Genomic DNA, 14895 nt, shown 5'->3' with positions numbered 1-14895 from the left:
CGGAGCATAAAGATGCCACATGACTTGTCCCCTTCTCCTGATACTGTCTACCCGATTAACGGACTTAAGCGCACCTGCTTTCTGAAAAATATCGTAACCAACCCCCAAATTATTGTCGGGGATTACACTTATTATGATGATCCTGAAGACGTCCACAATTTTCACAAGAATGTTTTATATTTATTTGATTTTATACAAGACAAACTGATTATTGGTAAGTTCTGCCAAATTGCAGCTGGCGTCCGCTTTGTTATGAACGGGGCCAGCCATGCAATGGAGGGAGTGTCAACTTATCCTTTCAAAATTTTTGGCGGAGCTTGGGTAAACGCACCGTTAGATGCGCCCCATAAAGGCAATACAATTATCGGTAACGATGTATGGATTGGCAATTCAGCCACCTTTATGCCCGGTGTGAAAATTGGGGATGGAGCCATTATCGGAACCAATGCATTAGTTACCAAAGATGTCGAACCTTATACTATTGTTGGTGGCAATCCCGCACGTCCTATCCGCCCCAGATTTGATCCAGCGACCATTGAGTTTCTTCTTGAATTAAAATGGTGGGACTGGCCAATTGAAAAAATTTCGCAACATATTAATGCCTTAGCCACAGGGGATTTAGAACTCTTAAGAAAGGTCCATATTTAATGATGCAGCAAATTAGTGTTATGCATGATCAAATTTATTTGGTAGGACAGACCTGCCGAACCAATAACACCCAAGAAATGGAGCAAGCCACAGCTAAGATTGGTCCCCTGTTTAGTTCCTATTTTAGCCAAAACCTTGCCGACCAGATTTGCAACCGTAAGCATCCGGGCACTACTTATTGCGTTTACACCGAGTATGAAAGCGATATGGCAGGCAATTATACCGTGTTTATCGGTGAAGAAGTCACCACTTTAGATCAAATACCTTCGGGCTATGCCTCGTTAATCATTCCCTCTCAGCATTATAAAAAATTTACCACCCAAGCCGGAGAGATGCCCGCTGTATGTATCTCTGCTTGGCAGGAAATATGGCAAATGAGTCCGCAGGAGCTAGGCGGGCAGCGGGCGTATCAGGCGGACTTTGAAGTTTATGATCATCGCGCCCAAGATCCGTTCCATACTGTTCTCGATATCTACATCGGATTAAAGGGATAAAGAGAAAGTCTTATCGAAATAGTCAGCATCAACACCTTACTGGCAGGCGTAGGGATGCTTTATAATCTCTTCTTAGAAAGCTTGGCCTTAAGAATTATAGGATGTGCTCGGTACAAAGGGAGTATGTCAGTCCTTAAAAGGAAAAAAGGAATAATTTTACTGAGATTTAAACTAGTCAGCCCTAAATGTTATGGATTGCCTCTCAATGATGGAATGTAGATCAACTCTTTTCTCCGAAAGTCTGACATTCAGTTTCAGTAACTATCTACAACTTACCTATAAGAACTTTAGTTCATAAACGGGAGCCTAGATTAATGCTAGTATTTAATCCAGACTCCTGTTAGCTTTACCAACGTGTCCGATGGGTGGTCGGTCTGTTAGCCGGTTTATTATCCTGGGCTGCTTCTTCCATCGATTCACCGGCCCCTTTAACATCTTTACCAATTCCTTCGACGGTGTTACAACCGCTCAGAGGTAAACCAGCAAGAAGAACCATCAATAAAACTTTAGACATTTTCTGTCTCCTTATTTTAAATTTCTATTCAGTACTTTCAGTTAGAAAGCTTTTTTCTCAGAGGGTATACTTATATAAACGCTTAAGTGTTTACTCAGGCAAGTTTAATATTTTCAAAATATTATCGTTCCCATTGATATAGAAGCCCTATTGCTAATTGAGAGCCACACAATCGTAAAGCTTTAATTACTCTCATTCCCTGAAGTTTTAATACGCCTTCACAATCTCTACACTGTGGTTAATAAAGGGGGAGATAAGGAGATAAAATAGATTAAACACTCCACAACCCTATGGTTTTAGCAAATAAGATCATCTAACTTAGGTCGTAAATAAAGGAAAGCGAAAGGCCAACATCCCCTCTTACCGTTATCATATAGCTTCTGCTTTTGTAGCAACCATATGTTAAAATTATAAAATTTTAACACTGGGCGCAGCGATTGACACGCGTTATAAAGGGGACAAACACACAATATTAAAGGAGTAAAATAACAATGATATTGTTGGTCGTTTGTGATGGCGCACAAGCAAAATTGTTTAAGAAAGCAGCCCGTTTTGGAAGTTTGGAACATCTCAAATCTTTTAGTCATAGCCACGAATTAACTCATGAACATGGTCGGGATAAGCCAGGTCGAGGCTTTGGGTCAGCTGCGGATCACCATGCTTATGAGCCGGCAACAGACTGGCATGAATCGCAGAAGTTTGTATTTGCTCAAGAGATTTCTAGCTATATTATTGATCTCATCAATAACAAAACCATTTCCAAGATATATTTTATTTCCCCACCGAAGATAGCTCATGTGTTTAAAGAAGCTTTGAAAAATCATATGGACACTTTACATCGCAATAATCTTAATATTACTGAAATCCATAAGGATCTTATCCACGCCACTGTGGATGAGATTGATACAACGGTTATGAAAGAGGATGGCTGGAAATGATCAAAGCAATACCCCTCCAGGGGTATTCCTACTTTCCAATCGTTAAAATATTTTATTACAGAGTTTTGAAGGGCATAGATCCTCTTTTAGAAATCTTTGCCAATAAGATTCTGCTAAAATTTAACTAAAATGTTTCTCGATTCCTCCTAATTTGCTATAAGTTTTTAAGTTAAGCGTCCAACCTACTTACCATAAAAATTTACTTTTCTATATGGAGAAGAATATTTTTTCAATTCAAGGATAAGAGACTTAAACGCTTGAAAGCTTTTAAATTTTTGTTGAAAGATTTCTTATGAATAAGATTTATTTTAGTTTTCTTACATTTTACCACTATATTAAAGATAATATTTTTAAATATATATCTATATATGGGGGACTAAAGTTTTTTATATGCGCAATGCAATTTTATTCTTTACCTTTAATGCTGTACTTTCAGAAGCAATCCCTTGTCCGTTATCCTAAAGCAGAGCTAATGATTGATTTCATTTTAGCACATCAAGACCTTCATGCAACTTTCCATGCTATAGAAAGGTTATCAGTCATATCCGCTAAAACTTTGATGGATACTAATATCTACATGACAGTATGTTTGGCTATCCCCACCTTCTTTACTCTAAAGTTCTTTACAAGTGACTTTTGGGGAAAATATGCTAGATTTAGATTAAAAATTGGAATCATTAATTTATTCAAATTCTCAATTACATGGATTGTAGTATATTCTATGATAAATGCAATAATATACTTAGTTGTTCCAAGTGATTCCTTTTATTACCCATTAACATTGCTGAGTGAGATGATGGTGTTAATCATCATGATTCAAGATAGAGCTTTTGGATGTAGGCTTGTCAGGACGGTGCAGAGCAGTATGGCTGCAGCTTAAAACAAAAAAAGCCCGGTCCAGCCGGGCTTACTAATGGCATCTATATAAGGTTATTCACCTGGAGAAATGGCAGTTTCTGCCTCAATAATTTGTCCCTCTTCAAGTAAGATCTCTTCGCCTTCTAGATCCTCGCCCAGTTTATCACCGGGGATATGGCTGACAGAGACGACTCGCTCGCCATCGGCAATACGGAAAATCGTTACCCCTTGCGTGCGACGACCCGCAATTCTAACATCATGAATTGGACAGCGAATTAGCTTTCCAGCATTGGTAACTAGCATAATTTGATCCTGCTCTCTTACAGGGAAGGACGCAACAACACCACCGTTACGAGCATTGACGATAATGCTATCGATACCAACACCGCCACGCCCTGTGGTACGGTATTCGAAGGCGGAAGAACGCTTACCAAAGCCATTCTCGGTGAGGGTCAAAATAAACTGCTCAGCTTCTGCTAAGTCTTTAAAGCGTTCTGGAGACAAACTCCCCTCTGCGTCCTTGCCATCTGCATCCATTTCCTCTTCATCAAGTTGTCGTAATTTTGAGGCTTGTCGCAAATAGATATCACGTTCTTCGGTGGATACTTCCGCTTGGGCGAGAATTGTCATAGAGATAACGCTGTCACCCTCAGCTAGCTTGATGCCTCTGACGCCGGTTGAATCGCGTCCGACGAATACTCGTACTTCGTCGACATTAAAACGGATACATTTACCGGCCGATGTCGATAACATAACATCATCCTGTTCTGTGCAAAGCTTAACAGCGATTAATTCTTCGGATTCATCCAATTTCATCGCGATTTTACCATTCGAGCGGATATTCATGAAGTCACTGAGTTTATTGCGGCGCACACTGCCATGGGAAGTTGCAAACATAACATGCATATTTTCCCAATCTGCTCCTTCCTCAGGCAAGACCAAAACCGTTGAAATCTTCTCATCTTGGCTTAAAGGTAGTAGGTTAACCATTGGTCGCCCTTTGGAGGTCGGACTTCCTAACGGTAAGCGGTAAACTTTTAAGTTAAAAACTATCCCTTTAGTCGTGAAGAATAATACGGGATTGTGGGTATTCGCAACAAATAGGTCCTGAACGACATCCTCTTCTTTTGTCGTCATTCCAGAGCGTCCTTTACCGCCGCGGCGTTGAGCCCGATAGGTGCTCAAAGGCACCCGCTTAATATAGCCCTCCATACTAACCGTGACCACCATCTCTTCCCGTTGAATGAGATCTTCAACATCAACAGATGAATCTCCCTCCTCAATTTCTGTGCGTCGTGGTGATTTAAACTGCTCTTTAACAGCTAACATTTCGTCCCGCATAATCGATAATACCCGCGGACGATCGCCGAGAATATCCAAAAGATCCTTGATCTGTACCGCTAATTCATTCAGATCATTGGCGATCTTCTCACGCTCTAAGCCTGTTAAGCGATGGAGCCGTAGATCAAGAATTGCTTGTGCTTGAGCATCGGTTAAACGATAAGCATTTTGCCCCTCAACAAAGCTTCCCGGCTCATCGACAATCGCCAACAGCGGTGCCACAGCTTGGGCAGGCCAATCACGGCTCATCAGCTGCTCTTTAGCAATACTGCGATCTGACGCTTGACGAATGAGTTCAATAATAGGCTCAATATTCGCTACCGCAATTGCCAGACCGACAAAGAGATGCGCTTTCTCCCGGGCTTTAGCCAATTCAAACCGCGTCCGCCGTAAAATAACTTCCTCACGGAATTCCAAGAATGCCGTCAGAATTTGCTTGATTGACATCTGTTCGGGACGGCCATGGTTCAACGCCAGCATATTAACGCCAAAAGAAGTCTGAAGGGACGTAAAACGATATAACTGATTAAGAACTACATCTGCCACTGCATCTCGTTTCAATTCAATGACAACTCGTACCCCGTCTCGGTCCGATTCATCCCGCAGATCAGAGATCCCTTCAACAATTTTTTCTTTAACAATTTCAGCAATCCGCTCTACCAAGCGTGCCTTGTTAACCTGATAAGGGATTTCATCAATAATAATGGCTTCCTTTTCGCCCCGTACCGTCTCAGTATGAGTTTTACCCCGCATAACAATGGAGCCACGCCCGGTACGAAAAGCTTCTAAGATTCCGGCCCGTCCGACAATAATGCCCCCTGTCGGAAAGTCAGGCCCAGGCATATACTGCATCAGCTCTTCAACCTCTAGGGCAGGATTTTCAATTAATGCGCAGCAGGCATCAATGACTTCCCCTAAGTTATGAGGCGGAATGTTGGTAGCCATACCCACAGCAATTCCATTACCACCGTTAACCAAGATATTAGGGAACTTAGCGGGCAGGACTTTCGGTTCAACCGTTGAATCATCGTAGTTCGGTTGATAATCTACTGTATCCCGATCAATATCTTCTAATAATTCATGGGCGGCTCGACTGAGTCGGGCTTCTGTATAACGTTCTGCAGCGGCTGGATCGCCATCCATGGAACCAAAGTTTCCTTGACCATCAATTAAAGGAACCCGCAAACTGAAATCCTGGGCCATGCGCACCATGGCATCATAAATAGCCATGTTTCCATGAGGATGGTATTTACCCATCACATCACCAACCGTACGGGCTGACTTACGATAGGGTCGGTTGTACTCGTTGTTGGATTCTTTCATCGCATATAAAATACGACGATGCACAGGTTTTAGCCCATCTCGAACATCGGGTAAGGCGCGCGACACGATAACGCTCATAGCGTAATCGAGATAAGAGCGCTTCATTTCATCTTCAATGGCAACAGGCTTAATATCAGTCGCAAGCAAGGCATTTGTCATGGGTCGATTCCCTAAATGGTAATAGAAGCTTTATAGTCGTGTGATCAGAGCTAATTTAGAATGGGATATCATCATTCAGATCATCAAAGTCTTTCGAGCTGCTCGATGAAGGGAGACTGAAAGGGTCTTGCATTCCCCCGGACGATCCTAAAGGCGACGTATCAAAATCATTACCATAACTGCTTTCACCTCCGGCCTTATTATCCAGCAGGGTAAGCTCACCGCGATAACGTTGGATGACAACCTCAGTGGTATATTTTTCGATACCTTGCTGATCGGCCCACTTACGCGTTTGCAGGGAGCCTTCGACGTAAACTTGGCTGCCTTTCTTCAAATAACGTTCAGCAATTTCCCCGAGTTTTTCGTTAAAGATCACAACACGGTGCCACTCTGTCCGCTCTTTCTTTTCCCCACTCGATCGATCTTTCCACGCTTCACTGGTGGCCACAGACATTGTCACAATTTTAGCACCATCAGGGCTATTGCGGACTTCAGGGTCCTTTCCTAACCGTCCAACAAGAGTTACTTTATTTACGGAACCCGCCATCTTTAAACATCCTCGCTAAAACAAATACAGTTGTTATAGTTATACGAAAATATCACTGAAAAAGCTAGGGCTGTTCTATATAAGGCTTCCTTATCTATAATTTTGCTTTCTTAGTTCTATTTATTGGAACACAACCAAAGCTTCCGCCATTATCATTAAGCAGACCTAAAGAAAAAATCTTTTAAAATCAAAAGGTTAAATTGATTCTTGTTGGCCTTAGTTCTAAACTTACGGCAGGTCATTTTAGGGATTTATTATATGTAGCCGAGCGAGGGACGTCTAAACGATAGAGGCGGCCGTGTGAAAAATTCAATATTTTTAAATAATTGTGGGAGTTTACCTCGCCTCCCATGAGGAGAAGAAAGGTCACTTTTTTGCTGCAGCCCATTCTTATACGGCGCTAGATCTGCTTCTTAAAATATGACACAGTAGAAGAGTTTTAAGATCGCTTAATGGAGGACATGATGCCAACAACGCCCGAAATTCGCGTACTCTCTCATCACCAAACCGGTTTAGAGCTTTATTATAGTTATCCTGAAAACACTCAAGGACGCTTGCCTGCCGTTTTAATCTTCTCACCCTGGACCGGTCGGACTAGTTTTGCTGAGACCAAAGCGCAGTCACTGGCTGAAAAAGGCTATGTTGGAATTGCAGTGGATTTATATGGAGAAGGTAGAACAGGAAGCAGTAAAGAGGAATGCTCACGTCTGATGACACCCTTTATTCAGGATCGTCAATTTTTAAGAGATCGAATGGCTGCCATTCTTGCTCATCTTCAACAAGACGAGCGGATCAACTCTAGCAAGATTGTGGCAATAGGATATTGTTTCGGCGGGTTATGCGTTTTAGACGCAGTTCGTAATAATCTAGGCCTCTGCGCTGGGGTGAGTATTCATGGTTTATATGGACGACCAGACTATCAATTGCCGAAGACTTATACCAGCAAAGTCTTAACCTTACATGGATTTAAAGATCCGATGATCTCCCAAGCAGAGGTGCGGCTGCTTCAAGAAGAACTCCAAAATGCCGCGGTGGATTGGCAAATGATTACTTATGGCCAAGGTTACCATGCGTTCACTACCCCCGGCGCTAATGATCCAGACTTTGGCACCGTTTTTGATGCTTGTCTTGATGAACGCACTACTCTCTATGTGGATGCTTTCCTAAAAGAGGTCCTTGGGTGATCCCGCATTCCTTTCAGAGAGCCTTAGCCGCCAAACAAGAGACCAAAACTTGGCGGCAATTATCCAGCCAGCAGCAAACACTGTTAGATTTTACTAGTAATGATTATCTTAATCTCTCCCAGCATCCTCTTGTCATCCAAGCAGCTATCGAAGCAATCACAGTGCAGGGAACAAGTTCGACAGGGGCGCGACTGTTAAGTGGGAATTCTGCCGCTCATGAAGCGTTGGAAGTCGATCTCGCTCATCTCAAAAACCAGGAAGCTGCCTTAATTTTTAATACAGGCTTTCAGGCTAACTTAACCATCTTAGGGACCATATTAAATGCTCAGCATCACAATGCTTTGCCCATCGTTTTCTCTGATCGCCTCAACCATGCAAGCATGCACCAAGGATGCCAATTAGCGGGAGTAAGACAGTATCGTTATCAGCATCTCGATTATGATCATTTACAGCATCTAATCAAGAAATATGCCAAGCCAGGCCATCCCCATTTCATTTTAACTGAATCCATTTTCAGCATGGACGGCGACGCTGCTGATTTAGCGACTCTCTGTGATCTTGCGGAGAGCATCCAGGCTTATATCTATGTGGATGAAGCCCATGCCACCGGCGTTGTGGGCCAGAATGGCTGTGGCTTAACAAGTGCTTATGCTGAGCGATTGTTTGCAGTCATGGGAACATTTAGTAAAGCTTTGGGGGGCTTTGGTGCTTATGTGACCGGCAGTCAGACCCTAAAGGATTTTCTTATTAATTTTGCTCCAGGGTTTATCTATTCGACAGCCCTGCCGCCAGCCACTATTGCCGCCAATCACCAGGCTTTAAAGCTCCTTCCAATACTTAGCCATGAGCGGCAACACTTAGAGGAGTTAAGCGCTTACGCTCGCTGTAACTTAGCTCGGCTCGGATTTAACACCGGGCACTCCACCACTCATATTATTCCTATTATTCTCGACGACATTGAGCACACGCAGCGGCTTTACCAGCATCTGCTTGATCATAACATTCGGGTCTCTTGCATCCGCCCGCCGACAGTCCCGCCTCATAGCAGTCGGTTACGGCTAGCCCTGCAAGCCCATCATCAAAAGGATAATATTGATAAACTTTGTGAAGTTTTGACAAAGCAATCTATAGCTTAAGCTGTGGCCATACCCGTTCGAGGGCTTGATCTAGGTCATCCATAGAAATTATCTTACCGAGCTTGTGGAAGGAGGTAACGCCAAACTGCGGCAAGCCACAGGGAACAATTCCCGAAAAGTGATCAAGATTAGGGTTCACATTAATTGCTAAACCATGATAGGTAATCCATTTTGAGACACGTACCCCAATGGCAGCAATTTTTTCCTCGCCATTGGGGGTGGCCACCCAGATCCCCACCCGACCTTGCCGTTGCAGCCCTTCAATGCCAAACTCGGCTAATGTTAAGATAATCCAACGCTCCAGCATTGCTACATACCGACGTATATCAGGCAAACGACGGTTAAGATCGAGCATAACATAAGCGATGCGTTGACCGGGACCATGATAAGTAAACTGCCCACCACGGCCGGTTGCGTAAACAGGAAAGCGATTAGGTTGCACCAAATCTTCAGGGCGAGCACTCGTCCCTGAGGTGTAGAGAGGGGGATGTTCTAACAGCCAAATGCATTCCTCCCCACCTTGGTGAATGGCCTTCACTTGACGTTCCATAGCTGTGAGCGCTTCAGGATAAGGTACGAATTGATCTGCTTTAATCCAGGTAACCATGCAATTCTCCTTGATCACGCAGCTCAGCCCCATACGTCGCCGCCATCTGTTTAAGCTGATCCCATGCCGGTGCTTTTAGGTCAAAATAGACCTGCTTTAGTCCTGCCGCCAAAGCTCTTAGGGCTAATCCCACATCCTGATGAGCGGGAACTGCAAACTCTAATGCAAGGGCAGGATAGGTTGCCCGCATATAAGCGAATCCTTCAAGGTAATAAGGTAGGCCATAGTTATGGATCATAATTGGACACGCAATAATCAGGGTATCCTGGTCGAGCTTAGGCACAGGATGAAAGCATGAAATCATCAACTTGTTTTTTATCATTAACTGACCTCGAGTCTATCTCATAACAGGGATGGTGTTTAAGATCTACCATATACTTTTCAGCCACATCTCTCAATAGACGCCGCATTGGGCTCCTCTTATAAGCGAGCTTAACAGTCGCTTTAATTTTTTGATGGCTCCTCATTTTCTTTCTGTTTTTTTTAAGGACATCGGCTACCATAGTCATAGAGTTTAAACAGCCTTGCCTCAGAGGGTGGAATGAAACGCTTGCTAGTCTCAGTTGCTATTGTACTGTTAGCTGCTATCTGGTCAGCAGCTTTTGGTTATTTAAGCTTAACTATACAGGACTGGAATGAAGCCATCAGCTTGCTTTGCATCGGCAGCATAACCGTTATTGGTCTTGTTTATTGGATCCGTGTCTTTTATCAAAATCGTAAGCTGTTATCCCGCTATCGCCATCTCCATGGGGCTGTTAGCGCTTTAGCCCCTAATATTGAATCAGTTACCTTTAATAATGAGGGCAAGGTTATATGGTCGACTCATCCAAATGCTTATCCTAACCAGCTGGAATTCGTTCGTAAACTTTTCAATCGCGCCGCAGATCCGGCAGATGCTGAAAAATTAAAAGAAATGATTGATCAAAAGCAGCGCGGTGAGTTGCTTTTCCATAGCGGTGGTAATGGTTTAGGAATGGACCAACGCTGGTACCTGTTTACCTTATGTCCTTTTGAAAAGAGCAGCTTTGTCACCATATTACGCGATGTGACCCTCCATTTTGACTCTTACTATCAATTACGCCACCAATTCGAGCAATTACAGTTATTTGTTGATCAAGCTCCCTTTGGGATTTTTTACATCAGCAAACAAGGCACGATTTTAGGGGTCAACCAGACGCTGTGCCAATGGTTAGAAATGCCCCGCGAGGAAATCATTGGGCGGCTGGCCAGCGACCTGATTAAAGATGCTGAATCGAGCCGGGGCATGGTCCGCGTTTTCAATAAATTTGGCCCTGCCTTCAAAGCATTACTTTTTAAGCCTGAAGACGACACACAAACCAAAAATCGTCCATCTATTTTATGTCGCTTAGATAATGTTGCTGGTCTGTCTGCCCCTGAAATAATTCAGGACAGCACTTATTTAGATGCGGCTATTGCTGCGGTTATGGTCAACCAATATGGCGATATAACTTCTTGCAATCCTGCTTTTTCGACCATGCTCGGAGAACTTACACCGCGCGGAAGATTTTCTGACCTGGTTGCAACTTCACAACGTTCCGAAGTTGAGCAACATTTAAAGAAGGCTTTTGATCAACGCCTCCTGACGTCTCCTTTTGAAGTACGCTTTGATGGCGACCGTCTGCAAACAACAGCTTATCCTTCTCGCCCCTTTAGTAAGGGTGGAGCAGCAGAAGTTATGCTACAATTTATTGATATCTCTGAACAAAAACGTCTACAAGACCAATTCATCCAATCCCAAAAAATGCAAGCAGTCGGACAGTTAGCAGGGGGAATAGCGCACGACTTTAATAACTTGCTGACAGCAATGATCGGCTATTGTGATTTACTTCTACAGCGTTATTTGCCTAATGATCCTTCTTACAACGATGTTATTCAGATCAAGCAAAATGCTAACCGGGCTGCCAACCTTGTCCGCCAACTTCTTGCTTTTTCTCGCCAACAGACCCTGCAACCAAAGGTTGTCAATATTACCGATAATCTGGGAGAAATTTCTACTTTACTGCGACGCCTTATCGGTGCTGGGATCGAATTAAAGATGATCCATGCCCGTGATCTTTGGTTTGTCAAAGCAGACGTGGGCCAATTAGAACAAGTGATCATTAACTTGGTGGTAAATGCACGCGATGCGATGAAGTCGGGAGGAACGTTAACTTTAAGAACCGCTAACGTAACTTTTCCAAAACAGATGCGTTATGGTCATGATGTCATTCCCAAAGGAGACTATATAGCCATTGAAGTAATTGACACTGGCACAGGCATTGCCCCCGAACATATGGAATATATCTTTGAGCCCTTCTTTTCCACCAAAGAGGTGGGCGAAGGCACAGGGCTGGGACTGTCAACTGTATATGGTATTGTTAAACAAACCGGCGGTTTCGTCCAAGTAGAAAGTATCCTGGGCAAAGGAACAACTTTTAAAATTCTACTCCCCCGTTATACTGGCCCCATAGAAATAGAGTCCACTAAGGCTGAGCATAATATTCAGGATCTAACCGGAAGGGGGCGAGTGTTGTTAGTGGAAGATGAAGATGCTGTACGAATGTTCAGCGCCCGAGCTTTAAGGGAAAAAGGTTATACCGTGCTTGAAGCCAATAACGGTGAAGCAGCACTGGCCATGGTTGTACGAGGTGAAGAATTTGATATCCTTATTACCGATGTGGTCATGCCTAAGATGGATGGTCCGACCTTAAATAAGCGCATTCGTGATATTTATCCAACCGCCAAAACAATTTTTATTTCGGGTTACACGGAAGACACTTTCCGGAAAAACTTGGATGATGACGCGGATATTCATTTCTTACCCAAACCTTACACTTTAAAGGATTTAGCCTCCAAGGTTAAAGAAGTGCTAGCGGTTGAATAAGACTTTTTAAGCTTAACTTCTTTCCTATTGTAAATGCAGCATCGTTTAAACATAGACAACTTGGTCAAATTTTTCTAGAATTGCAAGAAATGCTTTTAGGTACTGAGATTATATGTTCACGAAGATGGGGCGACCTTGGGTCCTTTATACGCTGTTGCTAGCCTTAATAATTCCTCCTTACCTTGTGCTGTTTAAACTTGACGCTGCTTTTACTCCCTTATCTGCGATTACTCAGCCGGATTCCTTCAATGCTCATCGAAATCCGGGGACTCCTATTGTGCTCATTTCTTACGCCGATGGAGACGCAGTTTTTTATAAGAATCAGAATTCTTTGAGCATGAGTGCCGCCGACAAGGGATTCAATCGCATCTATAAATACACCCGAAGCGATATCGATGACGACTTTTATCAGAAGAATAAAGCTATTTTGCATCACAAAAAAGGGGCTGGGTATTGGCTGTGGAAGCCATACTTCATTTTGAAAACCCTGAAAGAGCTCCCCGACGATGCAGTGATTATCTATGCCGATTCAGGTCTTATCTTTAGAAAACCCATTGATACCATCCTCCAGAGGATGGAAAATCATGATATTCTTGTCTTGTCTCAAGGACGCTCTACCCCCTTAAGAAAGCATCTTAAGAAAGAGGCCTATCAAATGTTCGATTTCCCTGTAACGGAATCGATTCTCAATGCTGAAAATGTTTGGGGTTTCTTTATTGTCGTCAAGAATACCCCTAAAACCCGCGCTTTTATCCAACGCTGGCTTGATGTCTGCCAAAAAGCTGAAGCTATAACAGACGAACCTTTAGATCGGGCTCTTCAAGATCCCCTTTTTGAGTATCATCAACATGATCAGTCGCTATTAAGCCCGCTTGTTGCCCAATCCCCTGACGATATTCTGATTGTCCGGCGTGATGAATTACGGAAACAATTTGGCGTTTATAACTTTCATCGTCATGCAGAGGAAGAATTAACATCACCCTTATGGATCCAAGCTGGCAGCCCCAATTTTATTTCCAAAATGTGGTGGAACAATTACCTGTTCCAAGCCATTCGCAAAGCATTTTGTAAACAGTAAAAAATAACAATATTTGTCACATAATCTCCTGTGCATAAGGCGCCAAGTGTGCGATAATTCATTAAAGTTTAAAACTTGACAGTGAAGAAGGAGAATAATATGTCAACAGCTGATAAAGGAAAGGCTCTCGACGCAGCTCTGTCACAAATTGAGCGCGCCTTCGGTAAAGGGTCCGTTATGCGCCTTGGCCAACGTGAAACCGTTGAAATTGAAGCTCTCTCTTCGGGATCATTAGGACTGGATATTGCACTCGGAATTGGCGGGTTTCCACGCGGCCGTATTATTGAAATTTATGGACCGGAATCCTCGGGTAAAACGACTCTAGCTCTGCATGCCGTAGCGGAAGCGCAAAAAGTCGGCGGCACCTGTGCTTTCGTCGATGCTGAACATGCGCTCGATCCGTCTTATGCTCGTAAGTTGGGAGTTAATATTGATAACCTGATTATTTCTCAGCCTGACACCGGTGAGCAAGCATTGGAAATTGCTGACACGTTAGTTCGCAGTGGCGCCATCGATGTTCTCATTGTTGACTCTGTCGCGGCTCTGGTTCCAAAAGCAGAACTGGAAGGGGACATGGGTGACTCCCATATGGGTCTTCAAGCTCGCTTGATGAGCCAAGCTCTGCGTAAATTGGCCGGGTCGATCAACAAAACCAATTGTATGGTGATCTTTATCAACCAGATCCGCCAAAAGATAGGCGTTATGTTTGGTAATCCTGAAACCACCACCGGCGGAAATGCTTTAAAGTTTTACGCCTCTGTCCGGCTTGACATTCGCCGTATTGGTTCGATTAAAGATAAAGATCAGGTAACGGGTAATCAGACCCGCGTCAAAGTGGTCAAGAATAAGATGGCCCCTCCCTTCAAAGTCGTCGATTTTGATATTATGTATGGTGAAGGTGTCTCAAAAACCGGAGAGCTTATTGATCTGGGTGTTTCCGCGGGCGTGGTTGAAAAAGCTGGCTCGTGGTACTCCATGGGATCTCAAAGAATTGGCCAAGGTAAAGAAGCTGCTCGCCAGTTCCTCAGGGATAACCCCGATATTGCCAATCAGATTGAAACGGCAATCCGTAATAATGCGGGCCTATTATCGGATAATATGATGCGCGGCTCTGAGTCGAACTCAGAAGACGAGGCTGACGCTGCGTAAGGAGATAAGGAGGCTAATAAAAGCCTCCTTTTTGA

General features: G+C 43.6%; 14 protein-coding genes. 9 read left to right on the top strand and 5 right to left on the bottom strand.

Translation table 11 applies throughout. The features are described from left to right. Positions 1–12: 12 nt before the first annotated feature. Together HMO_RS0106465 and HMO_RS0106460 are read left to right on the top strand one after the other, a co-directional pair. Positions 13–648, top strand: coding sequence for a CatB-related O-acetyltransferase (locus tag HMO_RS0106465; protein WP_010300176.1), 636 nt, complete (start codon positions 13–15; stop codon positions 646–648). Continuing rightward, on the top strand, positions 648–1142 hold the full coding sequence (locus HMO_RS0106460; protein ID WP_010300172.1) for a GyrI-like domain-containing protein: 495 nt from the start codon (positions 648–650) through the stop codon (positions 1140–1142). Before HMO_RS0106465 ends, HMO_RS0106460 begins: the two co-directional genes overlap by 1 nt. 346 nt (positions 1143–1488) lie before the next feature. Here the strand turns inward: HMO_RS0106460 and HMO_RS14085 are convergent, their stop codons facing one another. Continuing rightward, positions 1489–1656 carry an entericidin A/B family lipoprotein gene (locus HMO_RS14085; RefSeq protein WP_010300170.1) on the bottom strand — a complete coding sequence of 56 codons (168 nt, stop codon included), beginning with the start codon at positions 1654–1656 and terminating at the stop codon, positions 1489–1491. Between the two features lie 491 nt (positions 1657–2147). Here HMO_RS14085 and HMO_RS0106450 point away from each other — a divergent pair, with 491 nt between their 5' ends. Both HMO_RS0106450 and HMO_RS0106440 read left to right on the top strand, forming a co-directional pair. Further along, the gene (locus HMO_RS0106450) at positions 2148–2594 is read left to right on the top strand and encodes a host attachment protein (RefSeq protein ID WP_010300168.1); all 447 of its coding nucleotides are present in this window, start codon (positions 2148–2150) and stop codon (positions 2592–2594) included. Between the two features lie 292 nt (positions 2595–2886). Continuing rightward, a complete protein-coding gene (locus HMO_RS0106440; RefSeq protein ID WP_010300164.1) occupies positions 2887–3474 on the top strand; it encodes a hypothetical protein in 588 nt (195 codons plus the stop codon). 50 nt (positions 3475–3524) lie between these two features. On the opposite strand, the gene gyrA is transcribed toward HMO_RS0106440, so the two are convergent. Beyond that, complete coding sequence (gyrA, locus tag HMO_RS14080) at positions 3525–6275, bottom strand: DNA gyrase subunit A (protein ID WP_010300162.1); 2751 nt, start codon at positions 6273–6275, stop codon at positions 3525–3527. A 55-nt stretch (positions 6276–6330) separates the two neighbouring features. Beyond that, positions 6331–6822 carry a single-stranded DNA-binding protein gene (gene ssb / locus HMO_RS0106430; RefSeq protein ID WP_010300158.1) on the bottom strand — a complete coding sequence of 164 codons (492 nt, stop codon included), beginning with the start codon at positions 6820–6822 and terminating at the stop codon, positions 6331–6333. Between the two features lie 461 nt (positions 6823–7283). Between ssb and HMO_RS0106425 the strand changes: the two genes are divergently transcribed. Together HMO_RS0106425 and HMO_RS14075 are read left to right on the top strand one after the other, a co-directional pair. Next, complete coding sequence (locus HMO_RS0106425; RefSeq protein WP_175282098.1) at positions 7284–8006, top strand: dienelactone hydrolase family protein; 723 nt, start codon at positions 7284–7286, stop codon at positions 8004–8006. After that, on the top strand, positions 8003–9142 hold the full coding sequence (locus tag HMO_RS14075) for an aminotransferase class I/II-fold pyridoxal phosphate-dependent enzyme (RefSeq protein WP_010300154.1): 1140 nt from the start codon (positions 8003–8005) through the stop codon (positions 9140–9142). Before HMO_RS0106425 ends, HMO_RS14075 begins: the two co-directional genes overlap by 4 nt. Here the strand turns inward: HMO_RS14075 and lipB are convergent. Both lipB and HMO_RS0106410 read right to left on the bottom strand, forming a co-directional pair. After that, positions 9132–9749: a lipoyl(octanoyl) transferase LipB gene (gene lipB / locus HMO_RS0106415; RefSeq protein WP_010300153.1), complete on the bottom strand. Its 618-nt coding sequence runs from the start codon at positions 9747–9749 to the stop codon at positions 9132–9134. The genes HMO_RS14075 and lipB overlap by 11 nt on opposite strands. Next, positions 9733–10071 (bottom strand): hypothetical protein, encoded by a 339-nt coding sequence (locus tag HMO_RS0106410; protein WP_139016843.1) that lies wholly within the window; start codon positions 10069–10071, stop codon positions 9733–9735. Before HMO_RS0106410 ends, lipB begins: the two co-directional genes overlap by 17 nt. 219 nt (positions 10072–10290) lie before the next feature. On the opposite strand from HMO_RS0106410, the gene HMO_RS15540 reads away from it, so the two are divergent. From HMO_RS15540 to recA, 3 genes are all read left to right on the top strand, one after another. Next, complete coding sequence (locus HMO_RS15540; protein WP_010300148.1) at positions 10291–12633, top strand: ATP-binding protein; 2343 nt, start codon at positions 10291–10293, stop codon at positions 12631–12633. Positions 12634–12745: 112 nt separating this feature from the next. Continuing rightward, positions 12746–13711 carry a hypothetical protein gene (locus tag HMO_RS0106395; protein WP_010300145.1) on the top strand — a complete coding sequence of 322 codons (966 nt, stop codon included), beginning with the start codon at positions 12746–12748 and terminating at the stop codon, positions 13709–13711. 99 nt (positions 13712–13810) lie between these two features. Continuing rightward, a complete protein-coding gene (gene recA / locus HMO_RS0106390; protein WP_010300143.1) occupies positions 13811–14860 on the top strand; it encodes a recombinase RecA in 1050 nt (349 codons plus the stop codon). The last annotated feature ends 35 nt before the right edge of the window (positions 14861–14895 follow it).

Source organism: Candidatus Odyssella thessalonicensis L13, from assembly GCF_000190415.1.
In the GTDB taxonomy this organism is placed as follows: Bacteria; Pseudomonadota; Alphaproteobacteria; order Paracaedibacterales; family Paracaedibacteraceae; genus Paracaedibacter; species Paracaedibacter thessalonicensis.
Note: the sequence above shows the minus strand (reverse complement) of the source record. Positions and strands in the feature narration are given on the sequence as shown.

Bases quoted from the DNA above. Each gene is read 5' to 3' on its own strand.
- HMO_RS0106465 (WP_010300176.1), top strand. From the start codon at position 13: ATGCCACATGACTTGTCCCCTTCTCCTGATACTGTCTACCCGATTAAC.
- HMO_RS0106460 (WP_010300172.1), top strand. From the start codon at position 648: ATGATGCAGCAAATTAGTGTTATGCATGATCAAATTTATTTGGTAGGA.
- HMO_RS14085 (WP_010300170.1), bottom strand. From the start codon at position 1,656: ATGTCTAAAGTTTTATTGATGGTTCTTCTTGCTGGTTTACCTCTGAGC.
- HMO_RS0106450 (WP_010300168.1), top strand. From the start codon at position 2,148: ATGATATTGTTGGTCGTTTGTGATGGCGCACAAGCAAAATTGTTTAAG.
- HMO_RS0106440 (WP_010300164.1), top strand. From the start codon at position 2,887: ATGAATAAGATTTATTTTAGTTTTCTTACATTTTACCACTATATTAAA.
- gyrA (WP_010300162.1), bottom strand. From the start codon at position 6,275: ATGACAAATGCCTTGCTTGCGACTGATATTAAGCCTGTTGCCATTGAA.
- ssb (WP_010300158.1), bottom strand. From the start codon at position 6,822: ATGGCGGGTTCCGTAAATAAAGTAACTCTTGTTGGACGGTTAGGAAAG.
- HMO_RS0106425 (WP_175282098.1), top strand. From the start codon at position 7,284: ATGATGCCAACAACGCCCGAAATTCGCGTACTCTCTCATCACCAAACC.
- lipB (WP_010300153.1), bottom strand. From the start codon at position 9,749: ATGGTTACCTGGATTAAAGCAGATCAATTCGTACCTTATCCTGAAGCG.
- HMO_RS0106410 (WP_139016843.1), bottom strand. From the start codon at position 10,071: ATGATAAAAAACAAGTTGATGATTTCATGCTTTCATCCTGTGCCTAAG.
- HMO_RS15540 (WP_010300148.1), top strand. From the start codon at position 10,291: ATGAAACGCTTGCTAGTCTCAGTTGCTATTGTACTGTTAGCTGCTATC.
- HMO_RS0106395 (WP_010300145.1), top strand. From the start codon at position 12,746: ATGTTCACGAAGATGGGGCGACCTTGGGTCCTTTATACGCTGTTGCTA.
- recA (WP_010300143.1), top strand. From the start codon at position 13,811: ATGTCAACAGCTGATAAAGGAAAGGCTCTCGACGCAGCTCTGTCACAA.